General features: G+C 71.0%; 23 protein-coding genes and 1 pseudogene. 14 read left to right on the forward strand and 10 right to left on the reverse strand.

The annotated features are described in order from the left end of the window. Nucleotides 1-100 precede the first annotated feature (100 nt). Entirely contained in the window at nucleotides 101-1,258 is a 1,158-nt protein-coding gene (locus IPV10_RS11770; protein WP_207484067.1) for a sensor histidine kinase, read from the forward strand. 242 nt (nucleotides 1,259-1,500) lie between these two features. On the opposite strand, the gene IPV10_RS11775 is transcribed toward IPV10_RS11770, so the two are convergent. Continuing rightward, a complete protein-coding gene (locus IPV10_RS11775; RefSeq protein ID WP_307861117.1) occupies nucleotides 1,501-2,244 on the reverse strand; it encodes a GntR family transcriptional regulator in 744 nt (247 codons plus the stop codon). 172 nt (nucleotides 2,245-2,416) lie between these two features. Between IPV10_RS11775 and phnD the strand changes: the two genes are divergently transcribed. From phnD to IPV10_RS11805, 6 genes are all read left to right on the forward strand, one after another. Next, nucleotides 2,417-3,346, forward strand: coding sequence for a phosphate/phosphite/phosphonate ABC transporter substrate-binding protein (phnD, locus tag IPV10_RS11780; RefSeq protein ID WP_207484069.1), 930 nt, complete (start codon nucleotides 2,417-2,419; stop codon nucleotides 3,344-3,346). Between the two features lie 145 nt (nucleotides 3,347-3,491). Beyond that, on the forward strand, nucleotides 3,492-4,340 hold the full coding sequence (phnC, locus tag IPV10_RS11785) for a phosphonate ABC transporter ATP-binding protein (RefSeq protein ID WP_207484071.1): 849 nt from the start codon (nucleotides 3,492-3,494) through the stop codon (nucleotides 4,338-4,340). Then, the gene (locus tag IPV10_RS11790) at nucleotides 4,337-6,076 is read left to right on the forward strand and encodes an ABC transporter permease subunit (protein WP_307861118.1); all 1,740 of its coding nucleotides are present in this window, start codon (nucleotides 4,337-4,339) and stop codon (nucleotides 6,074-6,076) included. Before phnC ends, IPV10_RS11790 begins: the two co-directional genes overlap by 4 nt. After that, nucleotides 6,073-7,203, forward strand: a complete 1,131-nt coding sequence (locus tag IPV10_RS11795) for a TIGR03364 family FAD-dependent oxidoreductase (protein WP_207484073.1) — start codon at nucleotides 6,073-6,075, stop codon at nucleotides 7,201-7,203. Before IPV10_RS11790 ends, IPV10_RS11795 begins: the two co-directional genes overlap by 4 nt. Beyond that, nucleotides 7,200-7,907 (forward strand): HAD family hydrolase, encoded by a 708-nt coding sequence (locus IPV10_RS11800; protein WP_207484075.1) that lies wholly within the window; start codon nucleotides 7,200-7,202, stop codon nucleotides 7,905-7,907. The genes IPV10_RS11795 and IPV10_RS11800 overlap by 4 nt, the downstream gene beginning before the upstream one ends. 9 nt (nucleotides 7,908-7,916) lie before the next feature. Beyond that, nucleotides 7,917-9,005: an alcohol dehydrogenase catalytic domain-containing protein gene (locus IPV10_RS11805; protein ID WP_207484077.1), complete on the forward strand. Its 1,089-nt coding sequence runs from the start codon at nucleotides 7,917-7,919 to the stop codon at nucleotides 9,003-9,005. On the opposite strand, the gene IPV10_RS11810 is transcribed toward IPV10_RS11805, so the two are convergent. Next, a complete protein-coding gene (locus IPV10_RS11810) occupies nucleotides 8,921-9,484 on the reverse strand; it encodes a CinA family protein (protein ID WP_307861119.1) in 564 nt (187 codons plus the stop codon). The genes IPV10_RS11805 and IPV10_RS11810 overlap by 85 nt on opposite strands. 25 nt (nucleotides 9,485-9,509) lie before the next feature. Continuing rightward, nucleotides 9,510-9,923 (reverse strand): CBS domain-containing protein, encoded by a 414-nt coding sequence (locus IPV10_RS11815; protein WP_207484081.1) that lies wholly within the window; start codon nucleotides 9,921-9,923, stop codon nucleotides 9,510-9,512. A gap of 280 nt (nucleotides 9,924-10,203) precedes the next feature. Between IPV10_RS11815 and IPV10_RS11820 the strand changes: the two genes are divergently transcribed. Then, a complete protein-coding gene (locus IPV10_RS11820) occupies nucleotides 10,204-10,881 on the forward strand; it encodes a DUF6766 family protein (protein ID WP_207484083.1) in 678 nt (225 codons plus the stop codon). Here IPV10_RS11820 and IPV10_RS11825 read toward each other — a convergent pair. Together IPV10_RS11825 and IPV10_RS11830 are read right to left on the reverse strand one after the other, a co-directional pair. After that, nucleotides 10,854-11,405: an FHA domain-containing protein gene (locus IPV10_RS11825; protein WP_242684912.1), complete on the reverse strand. Its 552-nt coding sequence runs from the start codon at nucleotides 11,403-11,405 to the stop codon at nucleotides 10,854-10,856. The two genes, IPV10_RS11820 and IPV10_RS11825, sit on opposite strands and share 28 nt — an antisense overlap. A 69-nt stretch (nucleotides 11,406-11,474) precedes the next feature. Continuing rightward, a complete protein-coding gene (locus tag IPV10_RS11830) occupies nucleotides 11,475-11,801 on the reverse strand; it encodes a hypothetical protein (protein WP_207484085.1) in 327 nt (108 codons plus the stop codon). Between the two features lie 77 nt (nucleotides 11,802-11,878). Here IPV10_RS11830 and IPV10_RS11835 point away from each other — a divergent pair, with 77 nt between their 5' ends. Then, nucleotides 11,879-12,226, forward strand: a complete 348-nt coding sequence (locus tag IPV10_RS11835) for an ATP-dependent DNA ligase (RefSeq protein ID WP_207484086.1) — start codon at nucleotides 11,879-11,881, stop codon at nucleotides 12,224-12,226. On the opposite strand, the gene surE is transcribed toward IPV10_RS11835, so the two are convergent. Together surE and IPV10_RS11845 are read right to left on the reverse strand one after the other, a co-directional pair. After that, complete coding sequence (gene surE / locus IPV10_RS11840) at nucleotides 12,151-12,993, reverse strand: 5'/3'-nucleotidase SurE (protein ID WP_207484088.1); 843 nt, start codon at nucleotides 12,991-12,993, stop codon at nucleotides 12,151-12,153. The two genes, IPV10_RS11835 and surE, sit on opposite strands and share 76 nt — an antisense overlap. Further along, a complete protein-coding gene (locus tag IPV10_RS11845) occupies nucleotides 12,990-14,093 on the reverse strand; it encodes a PfkB family carbohydrate kinase (protein WP_207484090.1) in 1,104 nt (367 codons plus the stop codon). Before IPV10_RS11845 ends, surE begins: the two co-directional genes overlap by 4 nt. 197 nt (nucleotides 14,094-14,290) lie before the next feature. On the opposite strand from IPV10_RS11845, the gene IPV10_RS11850 reads away from it, so the two are divergent. Genes IPV10_RS11850 through IPV10_RS17345 form a run of 5 tightly spaced genes read left to right on the forward strand, consistent with a single transcriptional unit; the run spans nucleotide 14,291 to nucleotide 20,238 of the window. Next, the gene (locus IPV10_RS11850) at nucleotides 14,291-15,802 is read left to right on the forward strand and encodes an FAD-dependent oxidoreductase (RefSeq protein ID WP_207484092.1); all 1,512 of its coding nucleotides are present in this window, start codon (nucleotides 14,291-14,293) and stop codon (nucleotides 15,800-15,802) included. Continuing rightward, complete coding sequence (locus tag IPV10_RS11855) at nucleotides 15,799-16,758, forward strand: TIGR03885 family FMN-dependent LLM class oxidoreductase (protein ID WP_207484094.1); 960 nt, start codon at nucleotides 15,799-15,801, stop codon at nucleotides 16,756-16,758. Before IPV10_RS11850 ends, IPV10_RS11855 begins: the two co-directional genes overlap by 4 nt. Beyond that, on the forward strand, nucleotides 16,755-18,401 hold the full coding sequence (locus IPV10_RS11860; RefSeq protein ID WP_207484096.1) for an alpha-amylase family protein: 1,647 nt from the start codon (nucleotides 16,755-16,757) through the stop codon (nucleotides 18,399-18,401). Before IPV10_RS11855 ends, IPV10_RS11860 begins: the two co-directional genes overlap by 4 nt. Then, nucleotides 18,398-19,282: an SDR family oxidoreductase gene (locus IPV10_RS11865; RefSeq protein ID WP_207484098.1), complete on the forward strand. Its 885-nt coding sequence runs from the start codon at nucleotides 18,398-18,400 to the stop codon at nucleotides 19,280-19,282. Before IPV10_RS11860 ends, IPV10_RS11865 begins: the two co-directional genes overlap by 4 nt. 29 nt (nucleotides 19,283-19,311) lie before the next feature. After that, the gene (locus IPV10_RS17345; protein WP_207484100.1) at nucleotides 19,312-20,238 is read left to right on the forward strand and encodes a DMT family transporter; all 927 of its coding nucleotides are present in this window, start codon (nucleotides 19,312-19,314) and stop codon (nucleotides 20,236-20,238) included. A 7-nt stretch (nucleotides 20,239-20,245) separates the two neighbouring features. Here the strand turns inward: IPV10_RS17345 and IPV10_RS17385 are convergent, their stop codons facing one another. From IPV10_RS17385 to IPV10_RS11880, 3 genes and pseudogenes are all read right to left on the reverse strand, one after another. Next, nucleotides 20,246-20,398: a hypothetical protein gene (locus tag IPV10_RS17385; RefSeq protein ID WP_374192233.1), complete on the reverse strand. Its 153-nt coding sequence runs from the start codon at nucleotides 20,396-20,398 to the stop codon at nucleotides 20,246-20,248. Nucleotides 20,399-20,516: 118 nt separating this feature from the next. Continuing rightward, a pseudogene (locus IPV10_RS17390) lies at nucleotides 20,517-20,831 on the reverse strand (YidC/Oxa1 family membrane protein insertase); the annotation flags it as partial. 59 nt (nucleotides 20,832-20,890) lie between these two features. After that, a complete protein-coding gene (locus IPV10_RS11880; RefSeq protein ID WP_207484102.1) occupies nucleotides 20,891-21,163 on the reverse strand; it encodes a DUF6412 domain-containing protein in 273 nt (90 codons plus the stop codon). Between the last annotated feature and the right edge of the window lie 35 nt (nucleotides 21,164-21,198).

Raw genomic sequence — 21,198 nt, forward strand, 5'->3', positions numbered from 1 at the left:
CCAGCACCGGAGGTGAATCACTATGACTTTTTGGCAGCAGCTCTGCTGGATCCTCGGCATCACTCGCTAGATTACTCTGGCCAATAGGAGATAGTGAACCATGGCGTTCGCTCTTTCTACGCGACATGACCCCGGGCTCCACCGATTGAGCCGGGGCGAATCCCTGACCACCCCTGAGCGGGTCGTCATCCTCGTGATCATCGGCATCGTCGTCGCACTCGACGTGGCTGGGCTGATCCTGGCCCCCGACGCAGATCTCATCGCGTCCCTTCTCAGCATCGCCGCCACCGCGGCATTCTCCCTCTACCTGTGGTCACCCCTGATCGCCACCTGCGCTCTGGGCGTCATGCTGGCACTCTCGTTCTTCACGGGCAGCGAGCCGGAGACGCTGCTGGCCGCGGCAGTCGCCGCCGGCCTCATCATGCGTCTGGGCTGGACGGCGCTGATCCTGTCCTACGTGGGCGTATTCCTCCTCGCCGCCGGCGTCATCGCGTACGGCGACCTGAAGGTCCCCGTGAACGTCGGCATCTACCTGATCGTCGCCACCGTGGCCGGCGCGATCGGCTTCGCGCTGCGCATGGCGCGGGCACGCGGTCGCACGCTCGAGCAGCGGCTCGTGGAGCAGGCGCAGCAGGAGCGCGAAGCCGTGCTCGCCGAGCGGCGCTGGATCGCCGGTGAACTGCACGACAGCATCGCGCACCACCTCACGGTCGTGGCGCTCCATGTCCAGATGCTCGACGACGCGAGCGCCAGCCGCACCTCGCAGGACGCGATCCGGGTCGCCGCCAGAAAGGCGATGGCGGATCTGCGCTTCGTGATCGAGCTGGCAGACGACGGACCCCGCTCGGCGGGAATGCAGACAGGCGATCTCGCCGCAGCCATCGAAGAGGCGCAGGGCGAGATCGAGGCCGCCGGGCATCGCGTGCTCCGCCAAGGCGACCCGCGCGACGAGCGCATCCCGCGCGCGGCCGAGATCATCCTCGCGCGCATCGTCCGCGAGTCCGCGACCAACATCCTGAAGCACTCCGGCGCCGGCGAGGTGACGATGAGGCTGGACGTCGAAGACGAATCCATCGCGATGGAGATCGTCAGTCCGCTCCCGAACACGCCGCGGAGGGATCTGCCGTCCAGCGGCACCGGGCTCGGCCGGATGGCCGAGCGGGTGCTCGGCGTCAGCGGCGAGTTCAGCGCGGGCGAGTCCGACGGAAGGTGGCTCGTCTCGGCCCGGCTTCCCATCGCGTGGGAGCGCTCGGTCTGATATACCGGTATTACAATCCTGGCCAAAGGTCCAATACCGGATCGACCTTTGGTACTTCTGGTCCTGTATGCCCCTGACTACCGTGGAAACGAGCCACTAAGAGACGTCCCCAGCGTCTTGGCTTGAAGCGTCCCCAGCGCTTCTTGCGATCGCGAGCGCGACCTTTGGCTTCTGAATCCCCATCGCGCTCGCGATCGCCATCCCTCCGGATCGGCTTGATCGCAGGGAGTCTCGCGCCCGCCTCAGCCGCCGACGGCGCGCATGAAGTGGCCGTCGGTGGATATCCCGGATGCCGACACCGTGAACCGCACCACCTCGCTGAGGTACCTGTCCTCCGAGGCCTCGAAGATCCTGCCGTCGGCATCGCGCGATGTACGGCTCAGTCGAAGGATCGGCGTGCCCTGCGAGACCCTCAGCAGAGCGGCATCCTGCTCGTCCGCGGCGACCGCGTCGATCTCGTGCTGCAGTCCGACGATCGGGTGACCGACGGAGGACAGGTACTCCGTGATGGACACCGCGTCGAGGTCGACGGCGAACAGCCTGCGCCCGACCTCCTCGGTGTAGCACAGCCGCTCCAGCATCGTCGGCCGTCCATCCAGCGACCGCAGCCGGACGACGCTGACGATCGTGTCTTCGGGGGAGACGCCCAGCATCTCCGCCTTCGCCCCCGCTCGCCGGAGGCTCAGCTCCTGGGTCTGCGCGCCGGGCGTGACACCGAGGCCCCGCGCCCAGCGCGTGAACGGCACCGAGACGTCCACGGCCTGGTTCGCCTTTCGCGCCACCACGCGCGCCGGTCGTCCCCGGCTGGTCTCGATCAGCCCCTCGCCGCGGAGTGCGGCCAGCGCGTTGCGGATCGGTCCGCGTGACGTCCGCCACCGCTCGGCGAGCTCGGCCTCGGTGGGCACGTCGTCTCCTGGTCGCAGCGCGCCGCCTGCGATCTGCGCGCGGAGGTCGTCCGCGATCTGGGTGTACACAGCTTCGGCCACATAGGCATACTAGTTGGTCACTGCGCGTCAGGGCCGCTCGTTCCGTCGATGTTAATCCCCGGGAATCTTTGGTGAACGCGGGTTGAACTCTTACGAGTTAGGTATATTTCTCTCCCGCTGTCCTGAGAGAGTCTTCCGTGGATCAACCCCCTCACACCCTCGAAAGGTCCTCATGAAGCTCCGTGCTCTCCCCGCACTCGCAGGTCTCGCGGTCATCGGTCTCGGTCTCGCGGCCTGCTCCGGCGGCACCGCTGGTGCCACCGACGGCGCCGGCACCGAAGAGACGTCCGCCACCGGCTACGCGGTCGACGAGAACACTCTCGTCTTCGGCGTCGTCCCCGACTCGGTCGACACCGAGACCAACTACCAGCCGCTGATGGACTACATCGCCGAGGTCACCGGCAAGACCGTCGAGTACCACGAGTCCACCGACTACGCGGCCCTGATCGAGGCCGCCGTCGCCGGCAAGGTCGACGTCGCGTCCTTCTCCGGCTTCACCTACGTCACCGCCACGAACAACGGCGCGGAGCTCACCCCGATCTCCTCGATCGTCACCGAGGAGGGCCAGGAGCCCGGCTACTACTCGCAGGCGATCGTCCCCAAGGGCAGCGACATCGCGAGCCTCGCCGACTTCAAGGGCAAGAAGGTCTGCTTCGTCGACCCGTCCTCGACCTCCGGCTACCTCTTCCCGTCGTACAACCTGCTCAAGGCCGGCATCGACCCGAAGACCGACATCACCCCCGTGTTCGCAGGCAAGCACGACGTCAGCGTGCAGAAGGTCGGCGAAGCCGTCGAGTGCGAGGTCGGGTTCGCCGAGGACTCCGAGGTCGAGAAGTCGGATGCCGTGAAGGTCGTCGACGAGACGATGGTCCCCGGCGCCCCCCTGGTCCACGCCTCGTCGCTGCCCGCCGACGTCGCGAAGCAGCTCGTGGACGCCCTGTCCGAGATCACGATCGACGACATCATCGCCGCCGGCATCGAGAGCGCAGACACCGACGCTTTCCGCAGCGTCTTCTTCGCGACGAAGCCGGTCGATGACGAGTACTACGACCTGATCCGCGACATCTGCAAGGAGACCGAAGCGGAGCAGTGCCAGAGCTGATCGGCCCTTGCTTCCGCAATTCGCTCGGTGGTTGAGCGAAGGAGCGGAGCGACCGAGACGAAACGCGGGTGATATGCGTGTGGCCGCGTTTCGTCTCGCCTCGCTCGCTCGACGACCGGGTAATGAAACCTGACAGGGAGAAACCATGAACGCGGCATCCGATGCCCTGATCCGCCTCGACGGCGTGACGAAGACCTTCGGGTCGACGACGGCGCTCAAAGATGCCTCGCTCGAGGTCTCCCGGGGCGAGATCGTCGTCCTGCTGGGTCTGTCCGGCTCGGGGAAGTCGACCCTGCTGCGACACCTCGACGGGCTGGAGGTTCCGACCTCCGGCTCCGTCGAGGTGCTCGGCACCCGGGTGCACTCCCTCCGCGGGCGGGCCCTGAGGGCCCTGCGCAGCCGTGTCGGCTTCATCTTCCAGCAGTTCGAGCTGGTTCCGTCGCTGACGGTCCTGGAGAATGTGCTGACCGGCTCGCTCTCGACCGTCCGCGGACCGCGGCTGGGCCTGTGGGGGTACTCGAAGGCGGCGAAGCTGCAGGCGCTCGGCCACCTCGACCGCGTCGGGCTCCTCGATCGCGCGTACCAGCGCAGCGACACCCTCTCCGGTGGCCAGCAGCAGCGCGTGGCCATCGCCCGCGCGCTCATGCAGAAGCCCGACATCCTGCTCGCGGACGAGCCGGTCGCGTCGCTCGATCCTGAGTCGAGCGACCAGGTGATGGCGCTGATCCGCCAGATCGCGGCGGACGAGGGCCTGACGGTGGTGTGCAGCCTGCACCAGGTCGACCTGGCCATCTCGTGGGCCGACCGCATCGTCGGCCTCCGGCACGGCGAGGTCGTCCTCGACACCCCGACCACAGGTCTCACCAAGTCCGAGGTCATGGAGATCTACGGCCGCGTCGCGACCACGACGGCCGAGCTCAGCGTCGTCCAGACGGAGCTGACGGCACTGGCCGCCGCCGTCTCGGCGGACGCGGCGAAGGAGCCGGTCACGTGAGTCTGGTCATCGACGCGTCGACGGAGTCGGCGTCGCCTCGCGGCGCCGGCTCCGTCGCGGAGAGAGCGCCGAGGCGCCCGATCTCCCCGGAGCGGATCGCGGCGGCGCTGACGCTGCTCGCCCTCGTGGTGCTCGGCGTCGTCGCCGTGAACGAGGTCGGGATCTCGATCCCCGCGATGGTGGAGAGCTGGGGCAACGCCGAGAACTTCATGGCCCGCGTCGGCGGACTGTCCTTCCCCGCTCCCGGCGACCTGGCCTGGCTGATCGCGCTCACCGTCGGCCTCGTCCTCACCGGCACGCTGCTGGCGGCGGTCCTGTCGGTGCCGATCGCGTACCTCGCGGCCTCCAACACCACGCCGGGCAGCGGCTGGCGCGCCGCAGCCCGCTTCATCGGCGTGCTCACGCGCGCCCTCCCCGACGTCGTCCTCGCGATGGCGTTCGTGCTGATGTTCTCCCTCGGCACGCTCCCCGGCATCCTCGCCATCGGCATCCACTCGATCGGCATGATCTCGAAGATGTTCGCCGACGCGATCGAGCAGATCGACGAGGGGCCCCGACTTGCGGTCCGCGCCGCCGGCGGCACCAGGATGCAGGAGTTCGCCTCCGGCATCCTCCCGCAGGTGCTCCCGAGCTGGGTCGCGACGGTGCTGCACCGCAACGACATCAACCTCCGCGGCAGCGTCGTGCTCGGCTACGTCGGCGTCGCCGGCCTCGGTCTGGAGATGTCGTACGCGTTCAAGTCCCTCAGCTACGGCAAGGGACTCGGCATCGCCCTCGTGATCTTCCTCCTGTGCGTGGCGATGGAGATCGTCTCCAGCCTGGTGCGCGGTGCCATGCTCGGCCGGCAGCGGCAGACCCGCTCGTGGATCGACCGCATCATCCACCCGCGGCTCGCGTCGCCGGCCACCGCGCGGCAGCAGCCTCGGCCGGCCTGGGCGGCCTCGCCGCAGACCGCCGTCCGCCGTCCGTGGACGGCGCCCAGGGGCCGGCACACGATCGCCGGGGCCGTCGCCGCCCTCGTCGTGATCGGCGGCGTCGTGATCAGCGACATCAACTGGGGCGACCTCCTCACCTTCTGGGGTCGTGTCCCTGAGGTCGCCGCGAGGTTCTGGCCGCCGTCCTTCGGCAACTACGAGACGGCTGCGATGGTGCAGGCGATGCGCGACACGGTCGCGATCGCTCTCGCGGCGACCGTGCTCACCCTGCTGCCCTCCCTCCTGCTCGGCTCGCTCGCGGCGAGCAACGTCGCCCCTAGCGGCGGGGCGCGCGCCACCGCGCGACTCCTCCTCGTCGGCATCCGCGGCATCCCCGAGCTGATCCTCGCGATCGTCCTGGTCGTGATCACCGGCCTCGGTGCGCAGGCCGGCGTCATCGCCCTCGCGATCGGCGGCATCGGCCTGCTCGGCAAGCTCGTCGCCGACTCGCTCGAGGAGGTCGACCGCGGTCCGGAGCAGGCCCTCCGCGCGGTCGGCGCCACCCGGCTGCAGACGTACGCGTCCGCCACGGTCCCGCAGGGCATGCAGGCCCTCATCGGACACGGCTTCTACATGCTCGACACGAACATCCGTGCGGCGACGATCCTCGGGATCGTCGGCGGCGGCGGTGTCGGCTATTACCTGCTGAACGCCAGCCAGGGCTCCCGCTACGAGACGGTCACGGCGATCGTGCTGATGATCCTCGCCACGGTCCTCGTCGTGGAGGGCCTCGCCATGTGGATGCGGAAGGTGTTCCGATGAGCCGCGCCGACCTGGTCGTGATCGGCTCGGGGATCGTCGGACTCGGCGCCGCGTACGCCGCGGTACGCCGCGGTCACAGCGTGATCGTCGTCGACCGGGCGGCCGCGCCGCTCGGCGCGACGGTCCGCAACTTCGGGCACCTCTGCATCGGAGCGCAGGAGGGAGAGGCGCGGCGCTACGCCGACGTCTCCCGTGGACTGTGGCTGCGGCTCGCGCGCGAAGCGGGTTTCTGGGTGCGCGAGTCGGGCACCCTGGTCGCGGCACGGCATGACGACGAGATCGCCGTGCTCGAGGCCGCCGCGCGCGAAGACGACGGAGTGAGGATGCTGGAGACGGATGAGCTCCTCCGCCTCGCCCCGATCCGCCGGGACGGGCTCCTCGGGGGCGCGCACATCCGGACCGATCTGCAGACCGACCCGCGCACTGCCGCCTCCTCGATCGTCCGCCACCTCGCGGGCCTCGGCGTCGAGTTCCGGTTCCGCACCGCGGCGACGGGCGTGCGCGGTGGCAGGGTCGACACGACCCGCGGGCCGATCGACGCCGGCCGGATCGTCGTCGCCGTGAACCACGACATCGACCAGCTGCTCCCCGAGGTGGCCGAGGAGGCCGGCATCGAGCGCTGCGCCCTCGACATGATGCGGGCGGCGGTGACGCTGCGGCATCCGCTCGCAGCCCCCCTGCTCACCGGCTGGTCGCTGATCCGGTACGGGCGGTTCACCGGCGGCCGGGAGGCCGCGGCCCTGCGCGAGCGGCTGCACGCCGAGCGCCCCGACCTCGCGGCCCTCGACCTGAACCAGATGTACACGCAGCTCCCCGATGGCACGCTCATCATCGGCGACTCGCACGCGACGGATGCGGCGCCGCCGCCGTTCCAGCCGGAGGCCGCGTTCGCGGCGTTCCTCGCCGAGGCGGAGGAGCTGTTCGACATGCCGGCGCCTCGCGTGATCGAGCGGTGGCAGGGCGTCTACGCCAAGGGGCCGCAGGAGTTCCTCGTCGAGACTCCCGACGAGGGGGTGCTGGTGCTCGCCGCGACCACCGGCATCGGAATGACGACGGGTCTGGGGCTCGCTGAAGAGAATCTCACCGCCGCCTTCGGGTGGGCACCCGCAATGGAAGGAACAGCATGACCACTCCTCTCGAACTCATCGTCCTCGACATGGCCGGCACGACGGTGCTCGACGACGGCGTCGTGGAGCAGGCGTTCGCACGCGCCGCAGCGCGCACCGGCGTCGCCGAGCGGATGCCGTGGTCGGAAGCCCTGGACTACGTCAGGGCGAGCATGGGGCAGTCCAAGATCGACGTGTTCACGCACCTCTCCGGCGGCGACCGCGCCGCGGCCGAGCAGGCCACCGCCGCGTTCGAGGGCGCGTATGCCGAGATCGTCGACGAGCAGGGCGTCTCCGAGATCCCCGGGGCCGCCGCCGCGATCCAGGGTCTGAAGGACGCCGGTCTCAAGGTCGTGCTCACCACCGGCTTCGCGCCGGTCACCCGCGATGTCCTGCTCGCCGGGCTCGGCTGGAACGGCCTGGTCGACCTCGCCCTCTCCCCGGTCGACGCCGGCCGCGGTCGGCCCGCGCCCGATCTGGTGCTCACCGCCCTCCTCCGCACGGGGACGACCTCGGTCCAGGCCGTCGCCGTCGCCGGCGACACCGCGAGCGACGTCGATTCCGGCCGCCGTGCCGGTGCGGGCTTCGTCGCCGGAGTCCTCAGCGGCGCTCACGACGCCGACGCGCTCCTCGCGGCGGGTGCCGACGCGGTGCTCGCCGACGTCACGGGCCTGCGCGCCGCTCTCGCCGAGCGCGACCTCCTCCGCCTCGTCGCCACCGACTGAGGCCGGTCGATGGGCACGATTCTGATCAGACCGCCTGGCCGGCGAAGAGACGTCGCGCTGCGGCCACCGGCCACGGCCATGGTGTGGATCGGCGAGGGGCACCCGCACGAGATGATCGCCGTGCCAGGGGTGGCGCTCGCCGAGCACGACGCGCTGGTCGCGGTCGAGCTGTCGACCATCTGCGGCTCCGACGTGCACACGGTCCAGGGGCGACGACTGTCCCCTGCACCGCTCGTGCTCGGGCACGAGAGCGTCGGACGGATCATCGCCACCGGGGACTCCGATGCGCATGCCGTCGACGGCACGCCGCTGCGCATCGGCGACCGCGTGGTCTGGTCGGTCACGGTCTCCTGCGGAACCTGCGACAGGTGCCTTCGCGGCCTGCCGCAGAAGTGCCGCACGCTCGGGAAGTACGGCCACGACCGGATCGGCGTGCACGGCGACCTCACCGGTGCGTTCGGCAGCCACGTGCAGCTGCGCGCGGGGACGGCGATCGTCCGCGCCACCGAGTCCCTCCCCGCCGCGGTCCTCGCGCCGGCGTCTTGCGCGACGGCCACGGCGTGGGCAGCAGTGGCGCGCGCGGCGCGCGACCTGGATCTCGAGGGGGCGGCCGTGCGGATCCACGGTGCAGGACTCGTCGGGCTCTCCGCAGCTGCGATCGCCGTCGAGTTCGGCGCCGCCGTCGAGGTGCTCGATCCGAACCCGCAGCGCGCCCGTCTCGCCGAGCGCTTCGGCGCGACGACTCTGGAGCGCGAGCCGGACATCGTGATCGAGGCGTCCGGCCATGCCGTCGCCGAGGCGATCGAGGGCGTCGCCGTCGGCGGCGCCGTCATCCTCGTCGGCAGCGTCTTCGCCGCGGATCCCGTTCCCGTGGATGCGGAGAGCCTCGTGCGGCGTCTGGTCACGATCGCGGGAGTGCACAACTACACCGGGCCCGAGCTCGCAGAGGCGGTGGCGTTCCTCGCGGGACGCGGTCGCGCGTACCCGTTCGCCGAGGCGGTCGGCGAAGTGCGTCAGCTGGAGGACGTCGACGAGGCGCTCGCCGCGGCATCCGCTCCCGGCGCACCGCTCAGGATCGGGCTCGTACCCCGTCGCTGAGGCTCCGCGTCGTCGTTGCGGCGCCGCGGACCCGCCGGCCGGATGCCCTCGAGATGGAAGGCGAGCAGCCGGACGGCGGCCGCCGTCGCGTCGTCGAGGACCTGCTGCGGGTCTCCGACGAGGCTGAGAGCCCTGTGCCCGCGGGCGCTCGCGGTCGCCCAGCCGACGTACACGGTCCCCGCGGGATGCCCGCCTTCGGGGCCGGGGCCGCCGACTCCGGTCGTCGACACGCAGATGTCGGCGTCGAACAGCCGCAGCGCGCCGGCGGCGAGCTGCTCGGCGCAGGCGCCCGAGCAGGGATCCGTGCCCGGCGGGAGTCCGAGCAGCCGCTCCTTGACGTCGGTGAGATACGCGACGATCCCGCCGGCGAACCATTCGGAGGCGCCCTCACCGGCTCCGACCGTGTTCGCCAGCCGGCCCGAGGTGAGCGATTCCGCCACGCACACGCGGAGGTGCCGCTCCCGTGCGATCTCGCTCACTCTCGCCGGCTCGTCCATGGCCGCCTCAGCGGGAGATGCTCTCGACGGTCTTGCCGGTGGCGTCGGCCGAGAGCGAGAGCGCGACGTCCGCCTGGCTCACGATCCCGACGAGGAGGTGATCCTCGAGCACGGGCAGGCGCCGCACCTGATGCTCCTGCATCAGCTCCAGCGCGACCGTGACGTCGTCTTTCGCATCGACCGTGACGGGCTTCCCCTTCGCGAGGACGCCGGCCGGCGTCGTCTCCGGATCCATCCCGGCGGCGATCGCGCGGACCACGATGTCGCGGTCGGTGAGCATCCCCTTCAGCTTGCTGTCCTCGCCGCAGATGGGAAGGGCGCCGACGTCGAGCTCGGCCATCACCGCGGCGGCGATGCGCAGGGAGTCGTTCACGCCGATGCACCGGGGGCTCGGCGTCATGATCTCGCTTGCGGTGGTCATCATCTCTTCTCTCTCGTCTCGTGGGTGGTCTGATCTCTCCGGCCGACGATAGGCGCAGGCCTTGCGACAGGCAGGGGGATTGACAACGAGGGGGTCGGCGTCAAGCCCCTGGCGCGCCGTGCGGCGGACCGGGAAGGTGAAGACGCGAGGAACGGAGGAGGCAGATGCCCGAGCAGGAGAAGGAGACCGCCGGCATGCGGGTCGTGTTCTGGACGTGGATGGCCATCGTGTGGGTGGGGCTCGCTGCGATGATCGCCACCCCGCTCGGAGGGCGGTGATCATGCGCAGGGCGCTTCGTGACAACGGTCTCAGCGTGTTCTTCCTCGCGCTGTTCCTGGTCGCGCTCGCCGGCCAGTCGGTCGCGGGCTTCCTCCGCACCAACTCCGAGCTGGCCGACCACGGCAGGCCGCAGATCGGTTTCGGATCCTTCGTGACCTCGTCCGACTTCGTGGTGGACGTGGCCGAGAACTGGCAGTCCGAGTTCCTGCAGTTCTTCCTGTTCATCGCGGCGACGATCTGGTTCGTGCAGCGCGGATCGCCCGAATCCAAGAAGCCGGGTGATCAGGGACCTGGCGATGACGCCGATCAGCACGTCGGCCGCCACGCGGATGCCGACTCCCCGAAGTGGGCGCGGGCAGGCGGATGGCGGACTGCGCTCCTCGGCAACTCGCTCCTGATCGTGATGGGCGCGCTCTTCGTGCTCTCCTGGTTCGCGCAGTCGCTCGCCGGTCTCGTCGTGATCAACGAGGAGAACGCGATGCATGCGGCCCCCGCGATCACCTGGCTCGACTACGTCGCGTCACCGGAGTTCTGGGATCGCACGCTGCAGAACTGGCAGTCGGAGTTCCTCGCGGTGGGCACCATGGTGGCGTTCTCGATCTACCTCCGCCAGCGTGGCTCGCACGAGTCGAAGCCGGTCGGGATCGCCCATCACGTCTCGTCGACGGAGTCCGACTGAGCAGCCGCGCCGGCAGCGGAGGGCGTGCCGGAGCGGGGGTCGGCCGCGATGTCGCCGTCGCCCGAGTAGTCCGGCCGCGGCGGCTGCAGCGGCTGATCGGAGTACTCGCCTCCGAGCCGGCCGCCGTAGGGGCGCCCGTGGTCGGCGTACTCGTCACGCGCGAACACCAGGGTCCATGGGCCCATCGTGAAGCGGGCGCCCGTCCGGAGCGTCTCGGTGCGTTCGCCGGGGTGCGTGCCGTCGACGCCGGAGCTCGCGCTCATCTCTCCGGCGCCGTGCATCTCCAGCACGTACTCGTCGCGCTCGTCGTGCGTGATCGTCGCGTGCACCGGATCGGTGCCGGCGAGGCGCAGATCGCTGCCCTCGGCCGATCCGATGCGCACGACATCCGATCCGATCCGGTACTCGGCCCGCTCGTCTTCGCGGGTGATCCGCAGATGCGGGTCGCCGGAGCCCCAGGCGGCGTGCGTCGTCCCCGGGGTGTTCCCCTTGTCCGGTCGGTCGTCGATGTGCCGTGCGTGCATGAGCTGGCCTCCTCGGTCTCGAGAACACGACGCTAGGCGAAGTCCTGCCTGAGGCCGAGGGGCTTGACTTCAGGAGGCCTGCGGCTCAGGAGCGTGCGCGATCTCCTCGGCACTGATCACGATGCCGCCGGAGGAGCTCGCCGAGTTCGCCATCGTCGCGATCCAGTGACTGTTGAGCGGGGGCGGATCCGGCTCGTCGAACACGAAGCGCAGGGGGATCGACGGATGCAGCCAGATGGTCGAGCGCCCCTGGTGCTCGCCCACCGGATGCTTCCACGACAGCGTGAAGCTCTCGTGGCGGCGCAGTTTGGTCGCGATCACGACTTTGAGGTGGGCGAGCGTTCGATCATCGATCGAGATCGGTTCCTCATGGTCGTCGTAATAGAGGGTGCCCATACGTCATAGGCTACGCAGAGAGGGATGATTCCGACAGGCCGAGTGGACCGTGCAGAACCGAGAGAGGAGCCATCTGAATGGGCAAATTCATCTACGAAGGTGACGTGAAGACCGAGATCGAGGACCGCGCCCTGACGCACCTCCAGCTCGTCATCACAGCCAAGCTCCGACGCGGCGAGCCCTTCCCCTTCAGCTGGCGGGAGGACGCGAGCGTCGGCGGCGGCCGGACAACGGTCTGGATCCAGCCCGCGAGCTCCCTGGTCTTCAAGTACTTCGGCAGCAGGCAGCCGGCGATCAACCGCGCGTGGATCGAGGCGCTCGCGTTCACGGCGAACGCGCCGAGCGGGCTCTACCTCGTCCCCGAGCCGCCGGAGGCGGGGGAGTCCCCCGGCACCGGAGAGATCTCGGTCACGCCGCCGCTCTGACCCTCCCGGTCCCTGTCGTCCGGCGAGGCATCGAGGGGGAACGGGCACGCCGCCACCGAATCGATGCCGGTGACGGTGATCCAGCCCTCCGCGAGGAGCGCCGCATCGGTGCCCTCCTCGGGCGTGTTCGGCAGCTCCTCGACGGCGAGCCGGATGTAGTGCGACTCCGCTTCGGCCATCGTCGTCTGCACGATGCCGAACGGGGCGAGCGCCGCCTCGCGGATGCCGCGGTGCTCGGCGCGGTTGGGCACGTTCACGTTGATCACCGCGCCCACGGGGCGCCGCAGCAGCTGCGGGAGCAGCGAGAGGGCCGCCCCGGCCGCAGCGTCCCAGTGGAACACGTCAGGGTGCATTCCGACGTCGAGTGAGATCGCGACGGCCCTCGCGCCGTTGAGGCCTCCGGTCAGGGCGGCGCCGACCGTGCCCGAGTGCAGGATCGCACGGCCCACGTTGGCGCCGTGGTTGACGCCGGAGAGCACGAGGCCGACGGGTTCGCCGAAGGCGCCGCGCGCCGCGATCAGGGCGATCAGCCCCGGTCCGCCGTGCACGGCGTACGCCGGCACGCCTTCGAGTCCCTCGAGCGTGCGCTCGTCGACCGCGACCCTGCCGCCCTCCTCGGCGGCCACGATCGAGGCGCTGGAGCCGCTGGACTGCCGCACGGGCGCGGCGATCACCGGGTCGAGCCCTGCCGTCAGGGCGGCGCGGGCGAGTGCCGCGAGGCCCGGTGCGTCGATGCCGTCGTCGTTCGTGATCAGCGCGCGGGTCATGAGCCCTCCTCCCTCGGGGCGGCGGCCGGCGTCGTCGGGTGCGGTTCGTCGGATGCCGCGGGCTCGTCCCTGCCCGGAGGGTCCTCGCCGGCGTCCTGGTCGTGCCCGCTGCGCGGCGACGGCCCGGCGAGGGCGGCCAGCCCGTCCGGGCTCACCCTCCCCTCGGCATCCGCGTCGTCGCCGTGCTCGAGTTCGCGCAGCACGACGCTCTCGCGCAGCTGCAGGATCGTCGTCGAGTCGCCGGTGCCCAGCCCGTGACGCGTGACGTTGAGCGCACCGGCCGCGGCGCCCAGCGCGACGGCCTCGCGGATCGTGCCGCCCCGCGCCAATGCCGCGGCGACGCCGGCCGTCAGCGAGTCGCCGGCGCCCCTGGTCTCGTTCTCGGCCATCTTCCGCAGGGACACCTCGACCACGCCCCGCTCGTCGAGCAGCAGCAGCGGCTCCGACGCCCTCGTCGCGATCACGGCCCCGACGCCCCGGTCGCGGATCGCGCGCATGGCCGAAGAGACCTCGTGCACCGACGCGTCGGCGGCGAGTCCGTCGGCGATGAGCTCCTCGTGGCTCACCTTGACGACGTCGACGCGCCCTTCGATCACCGCGCCGAGACGCTCTCCGGAGAGGTCGGCGACGATCGTCCGTCCGTCGCCCCGAAGGTCGATCGCGAGCCGCCGGTACAGGTCGGCGGGCAGGGTCGAGTCGCCGGACGGCCCGCTCAGGATGACGACGGGCGAATCCGCCGCGCTGCGCAGCACCGCTCCGTAGAGATCGTCGAGATCGTGGCGCCCGATCGGATCGCCGTCCTCCTCCGCGATCACCACGCGCTCGCCGCCGCGCCGATCGTGCAGATACGCGGAGCCGCGTCCTGCGCGCTCGACTGCGACCACCGAGACCTCCTCGTCCTCCAGGAGATGGCGAAGCACTACCCCGACCTCGCCGGTGAGGGCGCAGCAGATCGTCACCGTCGTGTCGAGGCGGCGCAGCATCCGCGCCTGCCAGACTCCCTGACCGCCCGCGTGGACGTGGATCTCGGAGCCCTGCGGGTGGTCTTCGACCGTGACGGTCAGTGTCGGTGACGGCGCGAAGATCGTCACGTCGCTCATCGGCGGGCCTCCTGTCTCCCGGGTGTCCGTCCGTCGCAGGCTAGCCCGCGGCGCGGCGCGGACGAAGGGGATTGACCTGGCGCAGCCGCCGACGTAGTGCGGCTTGTCAACCCCCGTGCACGGAGTCGGCGCGCGGGGCGAGGATCGCGAAGGACAGCCGCCGGAGGCGGGCCAGGACGACACGAGGAGGCCGGGACATGATCGAGAACGCTGAGCGCTCGATCTGGCGTGCCACGTCCCCCCGCATCGAGGCGGACGCGGAGCTGCCGGCGGAATCGGACGTCGTCGTGGCGGGTGCCGGCCTCGCCGGCGCCGCCGCCGCACTGATGCTGAGCAGCCGAGGCCATCGGGTGGTGCTCCTGGATGCGGCGGCGGTCGGCGCCAGGACGACGGGTGACAGCACGGCGAAGCTGAGCCTGCTGCAGGGAAGGACATTGAGCACTCTGCTCGAGCGACCGGGTCCCGCGGCACTGCGCGCGTACGCCGAGGCGAACTCCCACGCGCAGGTCTGGCTGCGCGACCGGCTGCACGGCACGGGCGCCGAGGAGCGCCGGACGGCCTACACGTACGCCACCGGCGTCGAGGGCGATGAGGCGGTCCGTCGCGAGGCCGAGGCGTGCGTGCTCGCCGGTCTCGACGTCCGGGTCCACGGGCGCGGCGACATCGGCCTGCCGTTCCCGGTCTCGAGCTCTCTGGAGCTCGAGGACCAGTCGCAGCTGCATCCGATGGCCGTGCTCGCCCAGCTGGTCCGCGATGCCCGCCGGCACGGGACGGTCGTGGTGGAGCACTGCCGTCTCCGCGCCGTGCACGACGAGGCCGAGGGGCTGGTGGTCGAGACCGCGCGCGGTCGTGTGCGGGCGCGGCGGCTCATCCTCGCCACCGGGTTCCCCGCGCTCGACCGCGACGCCTTCTTCGCCCGGCTCACGCCTTCGCGGCAGTTCGTCGGGGCCTACCGGCTCCCTGCCGGCATGGCGGCGCCGGACGGGATCTACCTCTCCGTCGACCGGATCTCCCGGTCGCTGCGCACAGCGCGGGGGGAGGGCGGCGAGACGCTGCTCGTCGTCGGGGGGAACTCGTACTTCCCCGGGCGGGACCCCGACACATCGCAGCGGCTGGACGCACTGGACCGATGGACGTCGATCGCGTTCCCCGGTGCGGTGCGCACGCACTGGTGGGCCGCGCAGGACTACCGGATGGCGAACGGCCGGCCTTTCATGGGGCCGATCTCCGGCCACGACGGACGCGTGCTCGCGGCCATGGGCTTCGCCAAGTGGGGCATGACGAACGCGGTGGCTGCGGCGATCGCGCTGGCCGGCCACGCGGAGGGGTCGCCGCCGGAGTGGGCCGCCCCCTTCGCGGACCGCGCAGTGGGCAGGCGCGGTGCGGGGGAGATGCTGAAGTCGAACGCCGAGGTCGCAGGGCGGGTGGTCACCGGGTGGACGCGCCCGCAGGAGTCGTATCGGGATGCCGACGGCTCGGCCCGCGCGAGGGTGATCCGCCGCGGTGTGCTGTCGGTCGCTGAGAGCGTGGTCGACGGCACGCACTGCGCCGTGTCGGCCGTGTGCACGCACCTCGGCGGAGTGCTGCGCTGGAACAGCGCGGAACGGAGCTGGGACTGCCCGCTGCACGGCTCGCGCTTCGCTCCGGACGGACGCGTGCTCGAAGGGCCGGCGAAGCACGATCTGAAGCCGAAGGGCGGGGCTTCATGACAGTGATCGGCTACCACGCCTCGCATGAGCAGCTGCCACCGGGGATGCTGCTGACTGCGGTCCGGCTCGCCGAGGCCGTCGGCTTCGACGCCGCCATGTGCTCCGACCACCTCTCCCCGTGGAGCCGTGCACAGGGGGAGTCCGGCTTCGCCTGGAGCTGGATCGGGGCTGCTCTCGCGCGGACGGACTTCCCGATCGGGCTGGTCACCGCCCCGGGGCAGCGTTATCACCCGGTGATCCACGCGCAGGCGATGGCGACGCTCGAGGAGATGTTCCCCGGCCGCTTCTGGGCGGCGCTCGGCAGCGGAGAGGCGCTGAACGAGCACGTCACTGGCGACCCGTGGCCGCGCAAGGCGGAGCGCGAGGAGCGCCTGCGCGAGTGCGTCGACGTCTTCCGACGGCTGTTCGCCGGGGAGCAGGTCGACGTGGATGGCGGCATCCGGGTGCACGAGGCGAGGATCTGGAGCCTGCCGGCGTCGCCGCCTCCGCTCCTCGGCGCCGCGGTGAGCCCTGACACCGCGCAGTGGGTCGCGGAATGGGCGGACGGGCTCATCACGGTCGGATCCGACCCGTCGGCGACCGGTGAGGTGCTCTCGTCGTTCCGCTCGGCCGGAGGCAGGGGGCCCGCGGCGCTGCAGGTGCACGTGAGCCTGGAGGAGACTGCGGAGCTGGCGCTGGAGGTCGCGCGCGAGCAGTGGCTGCACTCCACCGCCCCCGCCGACCGGATGTGGGATCTCGAGCAGCCGGAGGACTTCGAGGTGCTGGCCGACCCGACAGACGACAGGCTTCGGCAGGCGGTGATCGTCGAGCCGGCGGTCGATCGCATGGCGGAGCGGATCGGCAGCGCCGCGGCCGGATACGACCAGGTGTACCTGCATCACGTCGGAACCGATCAGGCCGCATTCCTCCGGCGCTGCGAGACCGAGCTGCTCCCGATGCTGCGGAGCGCGCTGTGAGGCCGGCAGACACGAGCGACCTCTGGTGGCGGACCGCCGTCATCTACTGCCTGGACATCGAGACGTTCCAGGACTCGGACGGCGACGGCGTCGGCGACCTGGAAGGCCTCGCCAACCGGATCGAGTACCTCGCCGAGCTCGGCATCACGTGCCTGTGGCTGATGCCGTTCCAGCCGACGCGCGACCTCGACGACGGGTACGACATCACCGACTTCTACGGGGTCGATCCGCGGCTCGGAGACCTCGGGCACGTGGTCGAGCTGCTGCGCATCGCGCACGGCCGGGGCATGCGCGTGATCATCGACCTCGTCGTGAACCACACCTCCGACCGGCATCCGTGGTTCGTGGCGGCCCGCCGCTCGACCCGCTCGCGCTATCGCGACTACTACGTCTGGCGCGACCGCCCGCCGCGCGGCAGGCCGAAGCACCCGGTCTTCCCGGGAGAGGAGCAGAGCGTCTGGGAGAAAGACGAGCGCAGCGGCCAGTACTACCTGCACAGCTTCTACCGTCATCAGCCCGACCTCAACTTGGAGAACCCCGACGTCAGGGCCGAGATCGCGAGGATCGTCGGCTTCTGGACCAAGCTCGGCGTCGACGGCTTCCGCATCGACGCCGTGCCGTTCCTGATCCAGCCGCCGGGGGCGGCGGACGAGACTGATCCGCATGCGTTCCTGCGTGAACTGCGGCGCTTCGCCGGACGCCGGGCGGGGCACGCCGTGCTGCTCGGCGAGGTCGGGCTGCCGCACCGCGACCAGCTCGACTACTTCGGCGGCAGCGAGACCGAGCTCGACCTGCAGTTCGACTTCGTCACGGCGCAGACCGCGTTCCTCGCGTTCGTCCGCGGTGATGCGCGCCCGCTCGCGAAGGTGCTGCGCCGGCGGCCGACGATCGACGTCAGGCAGGGCTGGGCGACGTTCCTGCGCAATCATGACGAGCTCTCGCTGGAGCTGCTCGAGAAGGACGAGCGGGCCGCGGTCTTCGCCGCGCTGGCGCCGGATGAGAAGCAGCGGGTGTACGGGCGGGGCATCGTCCGCCGGCTCGCGCCGATGCTCGGCGGCGACCCCCGGCGCCTGCGGCTGGCGTACAGCCTGCTGTTCTCCCTGCCGGGAGCCCCCGTACTGTTCTATGGCGAGGAGATCGGCATGGGCGAACAGCCGGAGCTCGGCGATAGGGCCGCCGTGCGCTCGCCGATGCAATGGGACCGGGGTGCGTACGGCGGCTTCTCGGCCACCCGCCCTTCGCGGAGCATCACCGGCATCCCCGACAGCGGCTACGGCCCCGACCATGTCAACGTGCACGATCAGCTGCGCGATCCGGATTCCCTGCTCTCCTTCGTCCAGGTGCTCATCTCGCGCTACCGCGCGGCTCCGGAGATCGCCTGGGGTGAGTTCACCGTTCTGGATGCCGGCGAGCACGCCGTCCTCGCGCACCGCTGCCGTGCGGACGATCGTGCCGTGCTGTTCCTGCACAACTTCAGCGACGAGCCGCGTCACGTCGAGCTGAAGACGGCGGACGTCGGGGGAGACCGGCTGCACGACCTCCTCGCCGGCGGAGCGGAGCAGGCGGAGGACGGCAGGTTCGTGTTCGATCTGGCGGCGTACGCGCAGCGCTGGCTGCGGATCACAGAAATGGAGAGGTCATGACCGACAACACCCCCGATCCCCGGAACGCGCACCGCGAGGAGGGCTTCCCTCAGCAGCAGCAGGACCAGCCCGGCCAGACCGACGAGACCCGCCCGGAGCCGGACCACGGCGAGACGAGCTACGCCGGCAGCGGCCGGCTGGAGGGCCGCCGTGCCCTCATCACCGGAGGCGACTCCGGCATCGGCAGGGCGGTCGCGATCGCCTTCGCGCGGGAAGGAGCGGATGTCGCGATCGCGCACATGCCGGAGGAGCAGGCGGATGCCGACGAGACCCTGCGGTCCGTCCGTGAAGCCGGGCGCAAGGCGCTGAGCCTTCCGGGCGACATCCGCGAGGAGGGCTTCGCGACCGAGATCGTGTCGGAGACCAGACGGGTGCTCGGCGGGCTCGACGTCCTCGTGCTGAATGCGGCTTTCCAGCACGACATCGAGGGCTTCGAGAACCTCCGCACCGAAGACATGCGGCGGGTGTTCGACACGAACCTGGCCGGGCTCCTGTACTCCGCGAGGGCCGCCTTCCCCGACCTCGAGCCGGGCTCGAGCATCATCGTCACCGCGTCCATCCAGGCGTCCAACCCGTCACCGGGGCTCATCGACTACGCCATGACGAAGGCGGCTCAGGTGGCGTTCGTCAAGGCGCTCGCGCAGGAGGGCGGCAAGCGAGGCATCCGGGTGAACGCCGTGGCGCCCGGTCCGATCTGGACGCCGCTGATCCCGGCGACCGGATGGGGCGCCGAGAAGCTGAAGTCGTTCGGCGCCGACACCCCGCTCGGGCGGGCGGGCCAGCCCGCGGAGCTCGCCGGCGCATACGTCTACCTCGCATCGGCGGAGTCGTCGTACACGTCGGGAGCGGTGCTCGCCGTGACCGGGGGCAAGCACCTCTGACCACCGGGCGTCGGCCCTAGGCTGGTGGGGTGCCTCAGTCAGCGTCGCCCCGCCCCCTCGTCGGGGTCGCGCTCGTCGTCGCATCCTGCGCCTCCCTGCCGTTCGGCGCGGCCGTCGCCGCCCAGCTCTTCCCGGTGCTCGGGCCGTGGGGCGTCACGGCCCTTCGGGTCGCGATCGCCGCCCTGCTGCTGCTCGTGATCGTGCGGCCGCGACCGTTCGCGTGGGACCGCAGGCAGTGGACGGCGGCGATCCTGTTCGGGGTGACGCTCGCAGGGATGAACGGCTTCTTCTACGCCGCGATCGACCGCATCCCGCTGGGACCAGCTGTCGCGATCGAGTTCCTCGGGCCGCTCGTCCTCGCCGCGGTGCTCACCAGACGGCTCGCGGATGCCGTCTGGGTGGGGGTCGCCGTCGTCGGCGTGGGGCTGCTGGGCCTCGACGGCATGATCGGCGCGGATCCGCTCGACCCGCTGGGCACGGTGTTCATCCTCATAGCCGCCGTCTGCTGGGCGGGCTACATCCGGATGAGCGCGCGGGTCGGAGCGCTGATCCCCGGCAACAGCGGACTCGCGGTCGGGCTCGCCGTCGCCGCGATCCTGCTGCTGCCGGTCGGGGTGCCGGGGGCGATCGTGGTCGCTGGCGACCTGCACCTGCTCCTGCTGGCGCTGCTCACCGCGGTGCTCGCCTCGGTGATCCCGTACAGCTTCGAGCTGGCGGCGCTGCGCCGGCTGCCGCAGCGCGTGTTCGGGGTGCTGCTGAGCCTCGAGCCCGCGTTCGCGACGCTCGCCGGGTGGCTCGTCCTCGGGCAGGAGGCGACGCCGCTGCGGATGCTCGCGATCGCCCTGGTGATCGCCGCCAGCGCCGGCGCGACCCTCGGCGTCCGGCGGGAGCGCAGGGAGCGCCGGGAGCACGCGGAGGGCGGACCCTTCACTGCGCCGATCCCGCTGCCCGACTGACCCCGCCTCAACGGGCGGCTGCGGCGACCGGCAGCGGGTACCGCCGGCGCAGCACCGCGCGCTGCACCAGGGTCCACATCACCGTCACCGTGAGGTAGAGCGCCGCGGCGAGCGGCACGAACACCGCGAAGACCGCGGTCAGGTAGTGCAGAGCGTCCATGAGCCGCGCCGAACAGGTCGTGCGCGAGCAGGTCGTTGGGGTGCCCCGCGATGTCGGGCCGGATGAACAGCGTGTACAGGATGCCGACGACCGGCGTCTGCGCGAGCACCGGGAGCATGCCGGCGAAGGGGGAGGTGTTCTCGGTGCGGTAGAGCTCGAGAATCTCCTTCTGCAGTCGCTCCGGGTTCTTCTTGTGGCGGCGCTGCAGCTCGCGCAGCTTCGGGGCGAGTCGCGCCCTGGTCTGCTCCGCCTTCGCCTGGGAGATGCCGACCGGGATCAGCAGGGCACGCACCATCAGGGTGACGAGCACCACGGCCAAGGCGGCGGCGGATGCTCCGGCGAGAGGTTCGAGGAGGGCGGCGAGCCCGGCGAGGGCACCGTAGGCGGCGTCGAGGAGGGCGGCGAGGGGAGGGAAGGCGAAGAGGTCCATCATTGTCCGTTCGTGTGTCGGGAGTGGTCGGCGAGAGCCGCGCAGTCCCGTACGAGGACGGACTACGCGGGTTCGGCTACTCCCGGTGCACGAGGACGCGGGTGGCCTGCGGCGTCCGGATGGCTCTGGGTCAGAAGGGCACCCGCGTCGATCGCACGCTGAGGGTGCGCGGTGCTGCGACCGGGCGCCTCGCGGACGGACAGGGCGACCGCGATGGTGAGGGTCGTCAGTGCGACGAGGGCGATGGCGACCCCGAGAGCGGCGGCATCCGGCAGGGCGACGAGCCCGAGCGCGGCCGCGACGAAGCCGAGCATCTGCCCGAACCACTCGCCCATGCGCTCTCCTCTTCCGGGGCGAGAGTAACACCGGC

Source organism: Microbacterium sp. SD291 (genome assembly GCF_017355365.1).
Classification (GTDB): domain Bacteria; phylum Actinomycetota; class Actinomycetes; order Actinomycetales; family Microbacteriaceae; genus Microbacterium.

Bases quoted from the DNA above. Each gene is read 5' to 3' on its own strand.
- IPV10_RS11770 (WP_207484067.1), top strand. From the start codon at position 101: ATGGCGTTCGCTCTTTCTACGCGACATGACCCCGGGCTCCACCGATTG.
- phnD (WP_207484069.1), top strand. From the start codon at position 2,417: ATGAAGCTCCGTGCTCTCCCCGCACTCGCAGGTCTCGCGGTCATCGGT.
- phnC (WP_207484071.1), top strand. From the start codon at position 3,492: ATGAACGCGGCATCCGATGCCCTGATCCGCCTCGACGGCGTGACGAAG.
- IPV10_RS11795 (WP_207484073.1), top strand. From the start codon at position 6,073: ATGAGCCGCGCCGACCTGGTCGTGATCGGCTCGGGGATCGTCGGACTC.
- IPV10_RS11800 (WP_207484075.1), top strand. From the start codon at position 7,200: ATGACCACTCCTCTCGAACTCATCGTCCTCGACATGGCCGGCACGACG.
- IPV10_RS11805 (WP_207484077.1), top strand. From the start codon at position 7,917: ATGGGCACGATTCTGATCAGACCGCCTGGCCGGCGAAGAGACGTCGCG.
- IPV10_RS11815 (WP_207484081.1), bottom strand. From the start codon at position 9,923: ATGACCACCGCAAGCGAGATCATGACGCCGAGCCCCCGGTGCATCGGC.
- IPV10_RS11820 (WP_207484083.1), top strand. From the start codon at position 10,204: ATGCGCAGGGCGCTTCGTGACAACGGTCTCAGCGTGTTCTTCCTCGCG.
- IPV10_RS11825 (WP_242684912.1), bottom strand. From the start codon at position 11,405: ATGCACGCACGGCACATCGACGACCGACCGGACAAGGGGAACACCCCG.
- IPV10_RS11830 (WP_207484085.1), bottom strand. From the start codon at position 11,801: ATGGGCACCCTCTATTACGACGACCATGAGGAACCGATCTCGATCGAT.
- IPV10_RS11835 (WP_207484086.1), top strand. From the start codon at position 11,879: ATGGGCAAATTCATCTACGAAGGTGACGTGAAGACCGAGATCGAGGAC.
- surE (WP_207484088.1), bottom strand. From the start codon at position 12,993: ATGACCCGCGCGCTGATCACGAACGACGACGGCATCGACGCACCGGGC.
- IPV10_RS11845 (WP_207484090.1), bottom strand. From the start codon at position 14,093: ATGAGCGACGTGACGATCTTCGCGCCGTCACCGACACTGACCGTCACG.
- IPV10_RS11850 (WP_207484092.1), top strand. From the start codon at position 14,291: ATGATCGAGAACGCTGAGCGCTCGATCTGGCGTGCCACGTCCCCCCGC.
- IPV10_RS11855 (WP_207484094.1), top strand. From the start codon at position 15,799: ATGACAGTGATCGGCTACCACGCCTCGCATGAGCAGCTGCCACCGGGG.
- IPV10_RS11865 (WP_207484098.1), top strand. From the start codon at position 18,398: ATGACCGACAACACCCCCGATCCCCGGAACGCGCACCGCGAGGAGGGC.
- IPV10_RS17385 (WP_374192233.1), bottom strand. From the start codon at position 20,398: ATGGACGCTCTGCACTACCTGACCGCGGTCTTCGCGGTGTTCGTGCCG.
- IPV10_RS11880 (WP_207484102.1), bottom strand. From the start codon at position 21,163: ATGGGCGAGTGGTTCGGGCAGATGCTCGGCTTCGTCGCGGCCGCGCTC.